This window comes from Comamonas avium, assembly GCF_014836675.1.
In the GTDB taxonomy this organism is placed as follows: Bacteria; Pseudomonadota; Gammaproteobacteria; order Burkholderiales; family Burkholderiaceae_C; genus Comamonas; species Comamonas avium.
Genome location: NZ_JACSQK010000012.1, coordinates 1 through 14,031, shown reverse-complemented (window position 1 = coordinate 14,031; position 14,031 = coordinate 1). Strand labels below are relative to the sequence as shown.

The window sequence follows — 14,031 nt, the reverse complement described above, 5'->3', positions numbered from 1 at the left end:
AGATTGAAACCTGTACTGCGCGTGCCTTGCTCCACAGGCACCGCAGCGTGTCAACCGCTCAGATCGGGCACATGCAATCCACTGCTCACCGCCCCCGCAATATCCATGCTTGTGCCAGCGAGGGTTACTTGGGCAAAGCCTCTGGCAATGCATGCACACGCTGTGCATCACGCAAGCGGTGCGCGGGAAAGACGGCGCTGAACACTGCACCGGCGCCCAGCTGGCTGTGAATTTCCAGCTTGACACCATGGCGCTGCAGTGCGTGCTTGACAATCGCCAGGCCCAGGCCTGTGCCACCGGTGTCGCGTGAGCGGCTGCGATCGATCCGGTAAAAACGCTCCGTCAAACGGCCAATGTGTGCGGGATCAATCCCGGGGCCAGAGTCTTGAACCGAAAAGCGCGCGCCACCATCGGGCAAGACGTCCCAGCGCACCTGCACTGTGCCACCCGCAGGTGTATAGCGCAAAGCATTGCTGATGAGGTTGGAGAAGGCACTGATCAACTCAGCCTGCGCGCCCGCAATGTCCCAGTCCATACCCGGCGCACCGGGCTGGGGAAAGCTGATGACATGCCCGGCCGCACCTTTGGTCAGTAGTTTGGACAGCGCTTGCGCCTCGACCGTGCATTGCGAGAGCATGGAGGCAACGGGCACCCATTCGCTGTAACCCGGCAGCGGGCTACCCTCCAGCCGTGACAGCGTGAGCAAATCTTGCACCAGGTTTTGCATGCGCCCGGCCTGCTGCGCCATCAACGACAGATAGTGCTTGTGCTCTTGAGGCGACAAATTCAAAGTTTGCAAAGTTTCCACAAAACCCACCAACACCGTCAGTGGTGTGCGAATCTCGTGCGAGACGTTGGCAACGAAATCACGGCGCATGGCCTCGGCCTGCTCCAGCGCAGTGATGTCACGCGCCAGCAACAAATGGCGGCCATCCCCATAGGGGTAGATGTGTACCGACAGCATCACTGGCCGTGAAGGTGAACTTTCACGCCCAGCCATCAGCACGGGCTGAGAGAAATCCTGGCTCGCCCAATAACCACTGAATGCAGGATCGCGTACCAAATTGCCAATGGTCTGCTGGATGTCACGCTCAGCATCAAAGCCAAAGTGGCGCTCAGCCATGTGGTTGCACCACTCTATATGGCCCTCAGCATCCATCAGCACCAGACCATTGGGGCTGGCTTGCAAAGCCGCCAAAATATCCTGCACGCGCTGCTCAGCGGCAACCACAGCCTGTTCGCGTGAACGGGCAGATCGGCGCATGTAAGTGGCCAGCAAACTCCACACCCCACGCACGCGTGGCTGCACAGTCATATCCCCCCGCACCAGCCAGTGGTGCAAGCGCTGCGCCTGCCAGTTGTCCCACAGCATCCACAGCCATGTAGCCAGCAGTGCCCCGGCCAGCCCTGCCCACGGCCCCCAGAGCCAAGCTGCGATACCCACCAGCAGCGTTTGCAACAGCAATAACTCCATCCAGCGCAAAGCCATCACGCATCCTTAGGCGGTTGATCCTGCAGACAATCGGTAGCCCGCACCGCGCACGGTCTCCACCAGGCTACCAGCCTCACCCAATGCTTCGCGCAAGCGTTTGATGTGTACATCCACCGTGCGCTCTTCAATGTAGACATGGTCGCCCCACACCTTATCCAGCAGCTGCCCGCGGCTGTGCACGCGCTCTGGGTTGTGCATAAAGTGGTTGAGCAGCTTGAACTCCGTGGGCCCCAGCTTGAGTGGCTGGTCCTGGTAAGTCACCCGGTGTGTTTCGCTGTCCAGCACCAGATCTCCCACCTGTACACGCTCGCCGGCTTGCTCAGGCGTGCGCCGGCGCAGTACGGCGCGAATACGCGCCAGCAGTTCCTGGGTTGAAAACGGCTTGGTGATGTAGTCATCGGCCCCGGCGTCCAGGCCTGCAATCTTGTCTGGCTCGTCACCACGTGCTGTCAGCATCAAGATGGGCACGTGTTTGCTGCGCTGATCTGCGCGCCACTTGCGCGCCAGATTCAGGCCGCTGGAGCCACCAGGCAGCATCCAGTCCAGCAAGATCACATCGGGCAGCGCAGCATCCAGCTCCCGCTGTGCGCTCACGCCATCTTCAGCCCACACAGGGGTAAAACCGTTGTGGCGCAAATTCACTGCGATCAGCTCGGCAATGGCGGGCTCATCTTCAACAATCAGTACTTGCGGCAATTTCTTCATGCTTCTTACCTGGGCTTGTTTAACGCACCGCCGACTCAATCACATCCATGGACTGGTGGCGAATGTCCTTGCCCTCCACCAAGTAGATGATGAGTTCGGCCACATTTTTGGAGTGATCACCAATGCGCTCCACCGCCTTGGCAAGGAACAGCAGGTCCAGGCTGGCAGAAATTGTGCGCGGATCTTCCATCATGTAAGTGATAAGTTTGCGCACAAAGCCATCAAACTCATCATCAATCAGGTCGTCTTCTTTCAGGATGCCCAAAGCGGCCTTGGTATCTAGGCGAGCCAAAGCATCCAGCGCCTTGCGCAGCAGTGCCGAGGCCATTTCTGCCGCAACCCGCAGCTCCCCTGAGGGCAAGGCGCGTGATGCGCCACTTTCAATGATGGACTTGACCATGCGCGCCATCTTGTGCGCTTCGTCGCCCATGCGCTCCAGGTTGGCCGTTACTTTGGAGAACGCCATCAACATGCGCAAATCACGTGCTGTCGGCTGGCGGCGGCCAATGATGGAAGACAGCTCATAGTCAATTTCCACCTCCATGGCGTTGACCCGCTCTTCCAGCGCAGCCACTTGCTCCACGGCTTCCAGGCTAAATTGGGTCAAGGCAAACACCGCCTGGCTGATCTGGCGCTCCACGATCCCGCCCAGCTCCATCACTCGCGATGAAATACGATTGAGTTCACTGTCAAACTGTGTCGACAAATGCTTATCTGACATATCTGTCTCCTGCGGAATTAACCAAATCGGCCTGTGATGTAGTCTTCTGTTTCGCGGCGCTGGGGCTTGAAAAACAGTTGCTCTGTCTCGCCAAACTCCACCAGGTCACCCAAATACATGTACGCGGTGTAATCACTGCAGCGCGCGGCTTGCTGCATGTTGTGCGTCACGATGACGACGGTGTAGTCGTCTTTGAGCTCAGCAATCAGCTCTTCCACCTTGGCGGTAGAAATTGGGTCCAGGGCCGAGCAAGGCTCGTCCAGCAGCAGCACTTCAGGCTTGATGGCAATGCCCCGTGCAATGCACAGGCGCTGTTGCTGGCCACCCGAGAGGCTGGCGCCGCTTTGGTGCAGCTTGTCTTTCACCTCGGTCCACAACGCCGCCTTGCGCAGTGCCCACTCCACGCGCTCTTCCATGTCTGCGGCATCCAGACTCTCGAACAACTTGACGCCGAAGGCAATGTTGTCGTAGATGGACATCGGAAACGGCGTGGGTTTTTGAAACACCATGCCCACCTTGGCACGAATCAGCGCAACGTCTTGCTTGCTGGTCAGCAGGTTCTCGCCGTCGAGCAAGATTTGCCCTTGCGCACGCTGCTCGGGGTACAGCTCGTACATGCGGTTAAATGTGCGCAGCAGCGTAGATTTGCCACAGCCGGACGGGCCAATAAAAGCCGTCACCTTCTTTTCGGGAATTTCCAGGTTGATGTTTTTCAACGCATGGAACTTGCCGTAGTAGAAATTCAGATCACGCACAGATAACTTGGATCGCCCAGAAATCGGTGCAATAGCGGGTGTCGTCAATGTTGCAGTTGGCATCATCAAATCCTTGCAATTTACTTTTGGCGCGTCAGTACGCGGGCCAAGATATTCAGGCCCAGCACGGCCACAGTAATCAGAAATACGCCTGCCCACGCCAGCTGCTGCCAGTTTTCATAGGGGCTCATCGCAAACTTAAAGATGGTCACTGGCAAGCTCGCCATCGGCTTGCCCAGATCGCCGTTCCAGAACTGGTTATTCAGTGCAGTGAAAAGCAGCGGTGCGGTTTCCCCCGCAATCCGCGCCACCGCAAGCAGCACACCCGTAATCACACCGGCGCGTGCAGCGCGCAATGTGATCGCCAAAATCACCTTCCACTTGGGCGTACCCAAAGCGTAGGCCGCCTCGCGCAGTGCTGAGGGCACCAGGGTCAGCATATTTTCTGTGGTGCGAATGACCACGGGGATCACAATCAAGGCCAGCGCCACAATGCCTGCATAAGCAGAGAAACTTTTGAACTTGGCCACCACTACCGCATAGACGAACAAGCCAATCACGATGGAAGGGGCAGACAGCAAAATGTCATTGACAAAGCGCGTCGTGCTGGCCAGCCAGCTGTTTTTGTCATATTCAGCCAGATAAACGCCTGCCATCACCCCAATCGGAGTGCCCACGCAAGTGGCCAAAGTCACCATGACGAAAGAGCCAAAAATGGCATTGGCCAGACCACCTGCCTCATTGGGAGGCGGCGTCATCTCGCTGAACAGCGCCAGGCTCAGCCCGCCAATGCCCAGCCGAATGGTTTCCCACAGAATCCAGATCAGCCAGAACACACCAAAAGCCATTGCCGCCAGCGACAGCGCCAGTGCCACCTGGTTGAGGCGCTTGCGAGCGGCAAAACGCGCCTGACGCGCTGCATCTTGGCGCTCGGCAGAAATCAGTTTTTGACTGGAGGTGCTCATGTGCGCGCTCCCTCATTCTTTTGCAGGCGGTTGAGCAAAATTTTGGACAATGCCAGCACCACGAAAGTGATGAAGAACAGTGCCAGCCCCAGATAGATCAACGATGCCTGGTGCAGGCCTTCGCCGGCTTCGGCAAACTCATTGGCCAATGCAGAGGTAATGCTGTTAGCGGCTTCAAACATGGACACCGAGTTGAGCTGGTTCATGTTGCCGATCACAAAAGTCACCGCCATCGTCTCACCCAAAGCACGTCCCAGGCCCAGCATGACGCCGCCCAGCACTCCGGCCTTGGTGTAAGGAAGCACTACCTTCCAGACGACTTCCCACGTTGTGGCCCCCAACCCGTAGGCCGACTCCTTGAGCAGCGCGGGAGTCACTTCAAACACATCGCGCATCACCGCCGCAATGAACGGGATGATCATGATGGCCAGGATAATGCCGGCCGATAAAATACCAATACCCACTGGCGGGCCCGAGACCAGTGCGCCCAGATAAGGCACGCCATCAAACAGGGCCTGCAGTGGTTGCTGCACATAAGTGGCCAGCACCGGGCCAAAGACCATCAAGCCCCACATGCCGTACACAATCGATGGCACCGCAGCCAGCAGCTCAATGGCTGTGCCCAGAGGGCGCTTGAGCCAGCTGGGTGCCAGCTCTGTCAAGAACAGCGCAATCCCAAAGCTCACAGGCACCGCAATGATCAGCGCAATCAGCGATGTCATCAAAGTGCCGTAGATCATCACCAGACCACCGTACTGGTCCTGCACGGGGTCCCACTCGGTGCGCGTGAAAAAGCCCAGGCCGTACTCATGAATGGCGGGCCAGGCACCGATCAGCAGCGAGCCCATGATGGCCAGCAGCAAGCCCAGAGTGATCAAGGCAGCACCCTTGGCCATCCAGGCGAACAGGCGATCGGCAAAGCTTGCAGATATCCAACGATTGCGGCGAGGCGGCTGTGCGCGGCTGGCAATCGGCTGTTGCCGGCTGGTCACCGGGTTGGCAGAAGACATGGATGAGGACACGGGTGTCACCTCTTTACAAATAACAAGACCTGCCAGACGCACACGCGCCCAGCAGGGTGTGACTGTTCAAGCAGTCGTTTACTTCCAAGCTACTGGCTTGCCAGCGCTGTCTTTGATTTCACCCCAGGCCTTGAACACCTGCGCCTTGACCGAGTCAGGCATAGGTACGTAATCCAGGTCGCTCGAAGTGGCGTCACCGCTCTTATACGCCCAGTCAAAGAACTTCAGCGTAGTCGCAGCTTGCGCAGGCTTGTCCTGCACCTTGTGCATCAAGATGAACGTTGCGCTGGTGATTGGCCATGCATCTTTGCCAGGCTGGCTGGTCAAGATCTGGTAGAAGCTTTTGCTCCAGTCAGCGCCTGCAGCAGCGGCCTTGAAGCTGGCTTCGTTGGGCGAGACAAACGCGCCTTCGTTGTTTTGCAACTGTGCAAAAGTCAGCTTGTTTTGCTTAACGTAAGCGTATTCCACGTAACCGATGGAGTTGGCCAGACGCCCCACAAAAGCGGCCACGCCTTCGTTGCCCTTGCCACCCGCACCTGTGGGCCAGTTCACTGCCTTGCCCTCACCCACTTTTTCTTTCCACTCGGCATTTACTTTGCTCAAGTAGTTGGTAAAGCCAAAAGTGGTGCCAGAGCCGTCAGCGCGGCGCACAGCCGTGATTTTTTCGTTAGGCAAATTCACGCCCGGATTCAGTGCCGTGATGGCGGCATCGTTCCAGTGGGTGATCTTGCCCAGATAAATGTCACCCAGAATCTGGCCCGTGAGCTTGAGCTGGCCAGGCTGCACGCCCTTGATGTTCACTACCGGAACAATCCCGCCAATGACGGTGGGAAACTGCACCAGACCCTTGGCTTGCAAGTCTGCGTCTTTCAGTGGCTCGTCCGAAGCACCGAAATCTACGGTCTTGGCTTCAATTTGCTTGAGACCTGCGCTAGAGCCCACCGACTGGTAGTTGATCTTCACGCCTGTGGCCTTGTTGTAATCAGCGGCCCACTTGGAATACAGCGGAGCGGGGAAACTGGCACCTGCGCCAGTTGCATCTTGCGCGGCTGCCATGTTGAACAAACCGCCGGATACCAAAGCACCCGTCACTAAAACACGCGTCATGGACATTTTCATGGAAGCACCTCTTTAGATTGCAGAACAAGGGGTCGAAGAAAACTTCGATGACGTGAATGTAAAAACCGTTTATGACGAGCTTGTGACACATAAAAAATAATTTATTCCTCCTCAAAAACCACAGTTCAGTGAATTCAAAAAAATGTCACAAACCATTCATGACGGCCATCTAGAATCGCAGCCCTGTTTCACACTCGGTCATGCCCCACATTTGTGCGCTCAACGCCGCCATGGCTGATAAGCTGCCCACTTTGCGCCGCCAGCTGACACATTTCAAATGAACAATGCGATTGCACTTGCTGCCGTAGATCTCGGCTCCAACAGTTTCCGCCTTGAAATTGGTAGTTATGAACACCACCAGATTCACCGCATCGAGTACCTCAAAGAAACCGTGCGCCAAGGCAATGGTTTGGACAGCAACCGCAACCTCACCCAGGAATCCATGGAACGTGGCTGGGCCTGTCTGGCCCGCTTTGGTGAACGCCTGCGCGGTTTTGATCCGCAGCATGTGCGTGCAGTGGCCACACAAACCTTGCGCGAAGCCCATAACCGTGACGAATTTATTGATCGCGCCAATGAATTGCTCGGTTTTCCCATTGAAGTGATAACGGGCGAAGAAGAAGCCGCCCTGATTTACCGCGGCGTCATCAGCCAGTTGCCTGCATCGGACGAAAACCGTCTGGTAATTGATATTGGCGGGCGCTCCACCGAATTTGTATTGGGCCAGGCCAGCGTGGTGCAGTCACTGGCCTCTTACCGCATTGGCAGCGTGGCGTGGACGCTGCGCTACTTCCCCCAGGGTCACCTGACGCCCGAGGCCTTCGAGACCGCTGAGATTGCCGCACGTGCCGTGCTCGATGAGGCGCTGGACACCTTTACACCCGGCAGCTGGGACATTGCCTACGCCTCCGCAGGCACCGCCAACGCAGTGGGAGACACGCTGTCTGCCAATGGGTTTGACCCCGGCGTCATTACCCGCGCCAGCCTCGATTGGCTGCAGCAGCAACTGCTGCGCGCCCAGCACATTGACCGCATCAAGCTGGAAGGCCTGAAAGAAGACCGTCGCCCCGTCGTGGCCGGTGGCCTGAGCGTGCTGCGGGCCGTGTTTGACTTGCTGGGTCTGGAGCGCATGGTCGTGGCTCAGGGCGCACTGCGCATGGGCGTGCTGTACGGGCTGGTCAACGATGAGCCCAGCGGAGACATCCACACCGCCAGCGTTCTGGGCCTGATGCAACGCTTTGGGGTGCATAGCATGCATGCCCGCCATGTGGCCGAAACCGCTCAGCAACTGTGGATGCAGCTGCACCCGCAAGAAACCTTCCCCCCCGCCAACCTGGCTTGGGCTGGCTTGCTCCATGAAGTGGGCTGGCGCATCTCGCGCAGCAATTACCACCGCCACAGCGCCTACATTCTGGAAAACAGCAACGCCCCGGGCTTTGCCCCCGCAGAGCTGGCGCAGCTGGGTCAGCTGGTGCTGGGTCATCGCGGCAAGCTCAAAAAAATGGAAGCCTTCATGCACCTGCCAGCCAATGCAGAGCAACTGCTGTGCCTGCGTCTGGCTGTGGTGCTTTGCAACAACCGCCGTGCGCCCGATATGCAAGGCCTGCAGTTACAGCGCAATGGCAAGCAATTGCTGCTGCAAACTGCGCCGGGCTGGGCGCAGCGCTTTCCACTCAGCGCACAGTTGCTGCGCGAAGAGGCAGAAGCCGTAGGAAAAACCGACTGGCAGTTGCTGCTGCATCTAGCTTAAGAAAAAAGGAGCTTTCAACGCTTGATCTATATAGGTTTCAAAGTCTTTTATATCTGAAACCTTTTATTTATAAGCGTTACAAGCTCTCTTTATTAAAGCAACCACACCCACTGCTTCACAAAAAAAGGATGCCATATGCATCCTTTTTTGTGCGCGCACCATGGTCAGCTACGTGCTGTACAGATGCATCAGCGCGTTTTGTACACCATCGCCATCTTGCGGCTGCGCGGGCGGCAGGTAGCTGCCATCGGGCTGCTGCGTCCACGCATCACGGTTGTCATGCAAATATGCCACCAGGCATTCATCGATCACGCGCTGGCGCAGCTTGGGCTCTTGCACAGGCCAGGCCAGCTCGACACGGCGCGTCATGTTGCGGCGCATCCAGTCGGCGCTGGACAGGTAGACATGCTCCTGACTGTCGCCCCACGCAAAGTAAAACACCCGAGAGTGCTCCAGAAAACGGCCAATGATGGAACGCACACGGATGTTGTCCGTCACCCTCGGCACCTGCGGTGGCAACATGCATGCACCGCGCACAATCAGATCAATCTTCACCCCGGCCTGGCCTGCGTCAATCAGCGCATGAATCAGATCTTCATCAGTCATGGCATTGGTTTTCACCACCACGCGGGCATATTCACCCTTCAACGCAGCTTGCTTGCAGGCCTCCAGATGGGTCAGCATGCTGTGCTGCAAGGCAAAAGGAGCCATCACCAGCTTGTCCAGCCTGGGCTTCACATTCGGGCTGGCCAGGTGGCGGAACACCGCATCCATATCGGCCGTCAGCACCGTATCGCACGTCAGATAGCTCAAATCTGTATACATGCGTGCGGTCTTGGGGTTGTAGTTGCCCGTTGACAGGTGACCGTAACGGCGCAGCCCCCGGCCTTCACGGCGTGTAATAAGCAGCATTTTGGCGTGGGTCTTCAGGCCCACCACGCCATATACCACCTGGGCACCCACCGCCTCCAGCGCATCGGCCCAGTTGATGTTCGCCTCTTCATCAAAGCGCGCCTTCAACTCCACCACGGCCATCACTTCCTTGCCCATGCGCACTGCCTGGGCCAGCAGTTCAATCAGTTGAGACTTGACTCCCGTGCGGTAAATAGTCTGCTTGATGGCCACCACCGCAGGGTCATATACCGCCTCACGCAGCAATTCCAGCACCGCATCAAACTGCTCAAAGGGCTGGTGAATCAGCACATCTTGCTTGCGCATCTGCGCCATGATCTTGACCGCTGGTTTGAGCTGGCGTGGCCAGCTGCCCTGCCAGGGTGTGAACAGCATGGCGGGCTCATTGACCAGATCAATCAACTCCGACAGGCGCACCAGATTGACCGGCCCCTGCACCCGAAACAGCGCCTGCGACGGCACATCAAACTCTTGCTGCAAGGTGCTGGCGAGAAACTCCGAGCAATTGCTGCCCACTTCAAGGCGTACCGCCTGTCCAAACTGGCGGTACGCCAGTTCTTCGCGCAGTGCCGTGCGCAGGTCATCCACCTCATCTTCTTCCACCAGCAATTCGGTATTGCGTGTGACGCGAAACTGCACCGCCTCCACCACCTCGCGGCCATCAAACAGCTCCGAGATGTGTGCCCGCACCATGCTAGACAGGCTGACAAACAGTCGTTTTTTGCCGCAGATGCTCGCTGGCAGCTGCATCAGGCGTGGCAGCGCACGCGAGAGCTTGACGATCGCCACCTCATTGGCACGGCCAAAAGCATCGCCCCCCTTCAGGCGTACCACCATATTGAGCGACTTGTTAGCCACCTGCGGAAAAGGGTGTGCGGGATCCAATGCCACTGGCACCAGCAAAGGCTTGACAGCCTGCCTAAAGTGCTTGTGTACCCACTTGCGCTGCGCTGCAGTGCGGTCTTTGTGGTTCACGATACGAATGCCCGCCGCATCAAAGGCAGGGATCAATGCATCGTTGTACAGCGCGTATTGACGCGCCACCAGATCCTGCGCCTTGTGCAGCAGGGCCAGCCCATCTTGCGCGTTGTAAACGCCTTGTGCCAGGCTATTGACAGCGGTGATGTGCGGCGCAGCGCGTACTTCAAAAAACTCATCCAGGTTGGACGACACAATGCACAGGTAACGCAACCGCTCCAGCAGCGGTACATCTTCACGGCGCGCCCAAGCCATTACGCGCTCGTTGAACGCCAAAATGCAATGGTCGCGCGGCAGCAGCGCCATGGGCGGCTCTAGCGACAGCGGCTGTGCCGTGGCACTGGCCACCTGCGGCACGCCGCCTTCAGGCATTGAACCACCCAGTGATTTCGGCAGTGCCATGAATGCAGGAAGCGGCGCAATGAATGGTTCAGTCTTTGAATACATGGAAACTTTTTGGCGATGTCTCACCAGTATCCGCACTGCATGTGACGAAACAGTGACAGCTGTATGACTGTTTCATCTGCGCAAAGTGTGCAGCCAACTGAAAAGACTTTGCCGTGATGGTAATCTGGCGGGCTGCCTACCTCTTTTTTCCCTATGAAAGCTCCCCTGCTTGCCAGCATCGACATCGGATCCAATAGCGTTTTGCTGCTGATCGGCCGCATCGTGGATGGCAAATTGCAGATTGAATTGCAGCGCAAAGAAACCCTGCGTCTGGGCGGTGCCCTGGATGAACATGGCAACCTGCAGACCCAGGCCATGGAGCGCGGCCTGGAATGCTTGCGGCGCTATGCAGGCCTGATGACTCGCGTGGCCAAAGAACACCGCCGCGCTGTGGCCACCCAAACCCTGCGCGAAGCCCGCAATCGCAACGAGTTCTTATCGCAAGCCCATGCCATTTTGGGATGTGAAGTGGAATTGATTTCAGGCGAACGTGAAGGCGCACTAATCTACCAAGGTGTCACCCGCCTGCTGCCAGCGCTGCCAGAAAACCGGCTAGTCATCGACATCGGGGGCCGCTCTACCGAAATCTGCGTGGGCCACAACCAGACACTGCACATCGCCACATCCTGCCCAATTGGCAGCGTCGCGTGGGCACAGCGTTTCTTTGGGGATGGCATATTGAGCGCTGAACGTTTTGCTGCTGCCGGCAACGCTGCGCAAGCGGCTTTAAGACAATCTCTCGCACCGCTGGGCAACGCGCCATGGGAGCAAGCATTTGGCTCCTCAGGTACGGCTGGAGCCATCAGCAAGGCTTTGCTGCAAGCGGGTCTACCTGTCGGAGAAATTTCGCGTGCAGGGCTATTTCAGCTCAAGGCACAACTGGTGCAAGCTGGCCATATAGACCGGCTGCCCCTGCACGGTTTGCGTGAAGAACTGCGCCCGGTCATTGGTGGTGGCGTCAGCATCATGTGCGCAGTCTTTGACGTGCTTGGGCTGCAGCACATGCGCATTGCCCAAGGCGCTTTGCGCCATGGGCTGATATTTGAGCTGCACCAGTCACTGACTGGTCACTGAATCACCGCGGCTTTCGTCTCAGCTCACCTGCCAGGTCCCGGATGATTGCGTACGTTCTTGAAAAATAAGTAAGGCACTTTCACGCTCCAGCTCTTGGGCTGGGTCAGCCAGTGCTCACCCCTCAGCGCCTGGCACAGCGGGTCAATCCCATACTCTCCTGTAGAGCCGCGTCTGCAACTTCCAAACAGCCGGTCCGTAAACGCTGAGCCGTTGCCGTTGCCGTTGCCGTTGCCGTTGCCGCTGCCGCTGCCGCTGCCGCTGCCGGTGACGATGGCCTATATCTTGAAGACACTGCTTTGCGCACTGCTGCAAGGGAAGACTTGGCAGCGGCTGCAGCCTTGTGCCGTTTGGTGGCAATAAACACCCAGCGGGGCGGCAGGTCGATGGCAACAAACACATAACAGCATTTGTCCTTGCCCTGCATCTGGTGCAGGTACTTCATATCCACATGACAACAGATCGACTTTAAAGGATTTACGCTCGCCCTCAGGTTTATTGAAACGGGCAATTTGCAGTGTTTCCCCCGGCGCAGCAGACGGTCCACCGCAGAGCGAATCATGGCCCCCAGCAACACCAATAAGTCATCTTGCAGCACTGAATGCGCAGATAGGTGACCAACTCCTCCTGCGCCGTTTTGCTCGTAGTTTGCAGGCGACACAACCGGTATGGCTGGCATCATGAACCGCCGTGCGCTGCCGCCACTCGCGCACCAAATTCAAACCAAGCCGTATTGCTGTGCCAGTTCCTTGCCCGCAGCATTGACCTGCTCCAGGCCCAAACACGTGACAGGGATCGTCGTAGCGCTATTGTGCTGAGCAATCAGCATGACAGCTCCTTCGCAGACGTTTGTCATCTTGTCACAGTTGCCTGCAGCACCTCTCGACTGCGATGCAAGGAACGCTAGTTTTTGAGTATTCAATCATCTGCAACACAACGCCTACCCAGCACTTAGCCCATAAAAAAACCAAGCCGTTAATGACAGGCCTGGTTTTTCTCGGTGCACGGGGCGTTTCTTCACCCACCGGCACCTCATGGTTCAGCTTTGCTCTACATCGCGCGCCTGTTCTATCGCTTAGACCGGCTGGAGTGAAGAACAGCTGCTCACGCTGCTTTGAGCGCTTAGCGCAGTTTTTCCAAATCCTGCGCACTCAGCCAACGCCATTCCCCAGGCTTCATATCCTCGGGCAATGCCATGCTGCCAATCTTCCAGCGGTGCAGGCCTTCTACACGGTTACCCACAGCTGCCAGCATGCGTTTGACTTGGTGATACTTACCTTCTGTCAACGTCAGATCCAACACATTTTCAGCAATGATCTCGCACGCTGCTGCCTTTACCGGCTTGGGGTCATCCTCCAACACCACACCGGCCAGCAGCTTATCCACCATCGCTTGTGTCACTGCATGCTTGGCCGTCACACGGTACACCTTGGGCACATGTTTCTTGGGCGAGCTCATGCGGTGAATAAACTGCCCGTCATCGCTGAGCAGCAAAAAACCCGTCGTATCCTGGTCCAGGCGGCCAACCGCTTGCAGCCCCTGCACAGCACCCTTGTTCGGCCGCTGGCGCAACTGCATCGGCAATAAGCTGTAGATGCTGGGGTGGGCCGAAGGTTTTTGTGAACACTCTGTTCCTGCCGGCTTGTACAGCAGCGCATAGCCCTTTTCGTGGTACTCCCAATCCACGCCTTGCACGCGAAAGCGCAGTCCTTGTGGATCGTATTCAGCCGTGGAATCGGTCACCTGTACAGGCTCCAGCGCACCCTCTTCATACACCTGCACCCAGCCTTGTTGAACCAAGCCTGAACACACACGGCGAATACCAAAACCTTGCGAGTAAAGAATGTCCTGCAACTGCATCTCATCACCTCTGCCGCAGCCAGCGGTCTCAAAAACAGAGCGCCTTGCGCTCATCTATCAAAGATTTCCTGGTAATTTGATATTTAAATCTAGGCAATACAAGCGCTAGCAGCTATCTATTTAAATTCAAATCCCCAAAAACAAAACCCCCTGCCTTTTTCAAGGTCAGGGGGTGTTGCAGCTGTAAGAGCCTAGCGATGACCTACTTTCACACGGGAACCCGCACTATCATCG

At 57.2% G+C, this 14,031-nt stretch carries 12 protein-coding genes; 2 read left to right on the top strand and 10 right to left on the bottom strand.

What is annotated here, in order from left to right:
* Window positions 1-124 precede the first annotated feature (124 nt).
* The 7 genes from phoR to pstS form a co-directional block, all read right to left on the bottom strand.
* Window positions 125-1,489 carry a phosphate regulon sensor histidine kinase PhoR gene (phoR, locus tag H9646_RS17870; RefSeq protein WP_191724753.1) on the bottom strand — a complete coding sequence of 455 codons (1,365 nt, stop codon included), beginning with the start codon at window positions 1,487-1,489 and terminating at the stop codon, window positions 125-127.
* Window positions 1,490-1,498: 9 nt separating this feature from the next.
* Window positions 1,499-2,197, bottom strand: a complete 699-nt coding sequence (gene phoB, locus H9646_RS17865; RefSeq protein WP_191724752.1) for a phosphate regulon transcriptional regulator PhoB — start codon at window positions 2,195-2,197, stop codon at window positions 1,499-1,501.
* A 19-nt stretch (window positions 2,198-2,216) separates the two neighbouring features.
* Window positions 2,217-2,918: a phosphate signaling complex protein PhoU gene (phoU, locus tag H9646_RS17860; RefSeq protein WP_191724751.1), complete on the bottom strand. Its 702-nt coding sequence runs from the start codon at window positions 2,916-2,918 to the stop codon at window positions 2,217-2,219.
* A gap of 17 nt (window positions 2,919-2,935) precedes the next feature.
* Window positions 2,936-3,736, bottom strand: a complete 801-nt coding sequence (gene pstB, locus H9646_RS17855) for a phosphate ABC transporter ATP-binding protein PstB (RefSeq protein WP_191724750.1) — start codon at window positions 3,734-3,736, stop codon at window positions 2,936-2,938.
* A 17-nt stretch (window positions 3,737-3,753) separates the two neighbouring features.
* Window positions 3,754-4,638, bottom strand: a complete 885-nt coding sequence (pstA, locus tag H9646_RS17850; protein WP_191724749.1) for a phosphate ABC transporter permease PstA — start codon at window positions 4,636-4,638, stop codon at window positions 3,754-3,756.
* Entirely contained in the window at window positions 4,635-5,648 is a 1,014-nt protein-coding gene (gene pstC, locus H9646_RS17845; protein ID WP_191724794.1) for a phosphate ABC transporter permease subunit PstC, read from the bottom strand. The genes pstA and pstC overlap by 4 nt, the downstream gene beginning before the upstream one ends.
* Before the next feature lie 90 nt (window positions 5,649-5,738).
* A complete protein-coding gene (gene pstS, locus H9646_RS17840; RefSeq protein WP_191724748.1) occupies window positions 5,739-6,779 on the bottom strand; it encodes a phosphate ABC transporter substrate-binding protein PstS in 1,041 nt (346 codons plus the stop codon).
* Between the two features lie 277 nt (window positions 6,780-7,056).
* Between pstS and H9646_RS17835 the strand changes: the two genes are divergently transcribed.
* The gene (locus H9646_RS17835; protein ID WP_191724747.1) at window positions 7,057-8,529 is read left to right on the top strand and encodes a Ppx/GppA phosphatase family protein; all 1,473 of its coding nucleotides are present in this window, start codon (window positions 7,057-7,059) and stop codon (window positions 8,527-8,529) included.
* Between the two features lie 168 nt (window positions 8,530-8,697).
* Here the strand turns inward: H9646_RS17835 and ppk1 are convergent, their stop codons facing one another.
* Window positions 8,698-10,821, bottom strand: coding sequence for a polyphosphate kinase 1 (ppk1, locus tag H9646_RS17830; protein ID WP_404813114.1), 2,124 nt, complete (start codon window positions 10,819-10,821; stop codon window positions 8,698-8,700).
* 198 nt (window positions 10,822-11,019) lie between these two features.
* Between ppk1 and H9646_RS17825 the strand changes: the two genes are divergently transcribed.
* On the top strand, window positions 11,020-11,940 hold the full coding sequence (locus tag H9646_RS17825; RefSeq protein WP_191724746.1) for a Ppx/GppA phosphatase family protein: 921 nt from the start codon (window positions 11,020-11,022) through the stop codon (window positions 11,938-11,940).
* A 121-nt stretch (window positions 11,941-12,061) separates the two neighbouring features.
* On the opposite strand, the gene H9646_RS17820 is transcribed toward H9646_RS17825, so the two are convergent.
* Both H9646_RS17820 and H9646_RS17815 read right to left on the bottom strand, forming a co-directional pair.
* Complete coding sequence (locus H9646_RS17820) at window positions 12,062-12,619, bottom strand: hypothetical protein (protein ID WP_191724745.1); 558 nt, start codon at window positions 12,617-12,619, stop codon at window positions 12,062-12,064.
* 440 nt (window positions 12,620-13,059) lie between these two features.
* Window positions 13,060-13,797, bottom strand: coding sequence for a 16S rRNA pseudouridine(516) synthase (locus H9646_RS17815; protein ID WP_191724744.1), 738 nt, complete (start codon window positions 13,795-13,797; stop codon window positions 13,060-13,062).
* Window positions 13,798-14,031 lie beyond the last annotated feature (234 nt).

Coding starts and splice junctions, on each gene's coding strand:
- phoR (WP_191724753.1), bottom strand. CDS start 1,489: ATGGCTTTGCGCTGGATGGAGTTATTGCTGTTGCAAACGCTGCTGGTG.
- phoB (WP_191724752.1), bottom strand. CDS start 2,197: ATGAAGAAATTGCCGCAAGTACTGATTGTTGAAGATGAGCCCGCCATT.
- phoU (WP_191724751.1), bottom strand. CDS start 2,918: ATGTCAGATAAGCATTTGTCGACACAGTTTGACAGTGAACTCAATCGT.
- pstB (WP_191724750.1), bottom strand. CDS start 3,736: ATGCCAACTGCAACATTGACGACACCCGCTATTGCACCGATTTCTGGG.
- pstA (WP_191724749.1), bottom strand. CDS start 4,638: ATGAGCACCTCCAGTCAAAAACTGATTTCTGCCGAGCGCCAAGATGCA.
- pstC (WP_191724794.1), bottom strand. CDS start 5,648: ATGTCTTCTGCCAACCCGGTGACCAGCCGGCAACAGCCGATTGCCAGC.
- pstS (WP_191724748.1), bottom strand. CDS start 6,779: ATGAAAATGTCCATGACGCGTGTTTTAGTGACGGGTGCTTTGGTATCC.
- H9646_RS17835 (WP_191724747.1), top strand. CDS start 7,057: ATGAACAATGCGATTGCACTTGCTGCCGTAGATCTCGGCTCCAACAGT.
- ppk1 (WP_404813114.1), bottom strand. CDS start 10,821: ATGGCACTGCCGAAATCACTGGGTGGTTCAATGCCTGAAGGCGGCGTG.
- H9646_RS17825 (WP_191724746.1), top strand. CDS start 11,020: ATGAAAGCTCCCCTGCTTGCCAGCATCGACATCGGATCCAATAGCGTT.
- H9646_RS17820 (WP_191724745.1), bottom strand. CDS start 12,619: ATGATGCCAGCCATACCGGTTGTGTCGCCTGCAAACTACGAGCAAAAC.
- H9646_RS17815 (WP_191724744.1), bottom strand. CDS start 13,797: ATGCAGTTGCAGGACATTCTTTACTCGCAAGGTTTTGGTATTCGCCGT.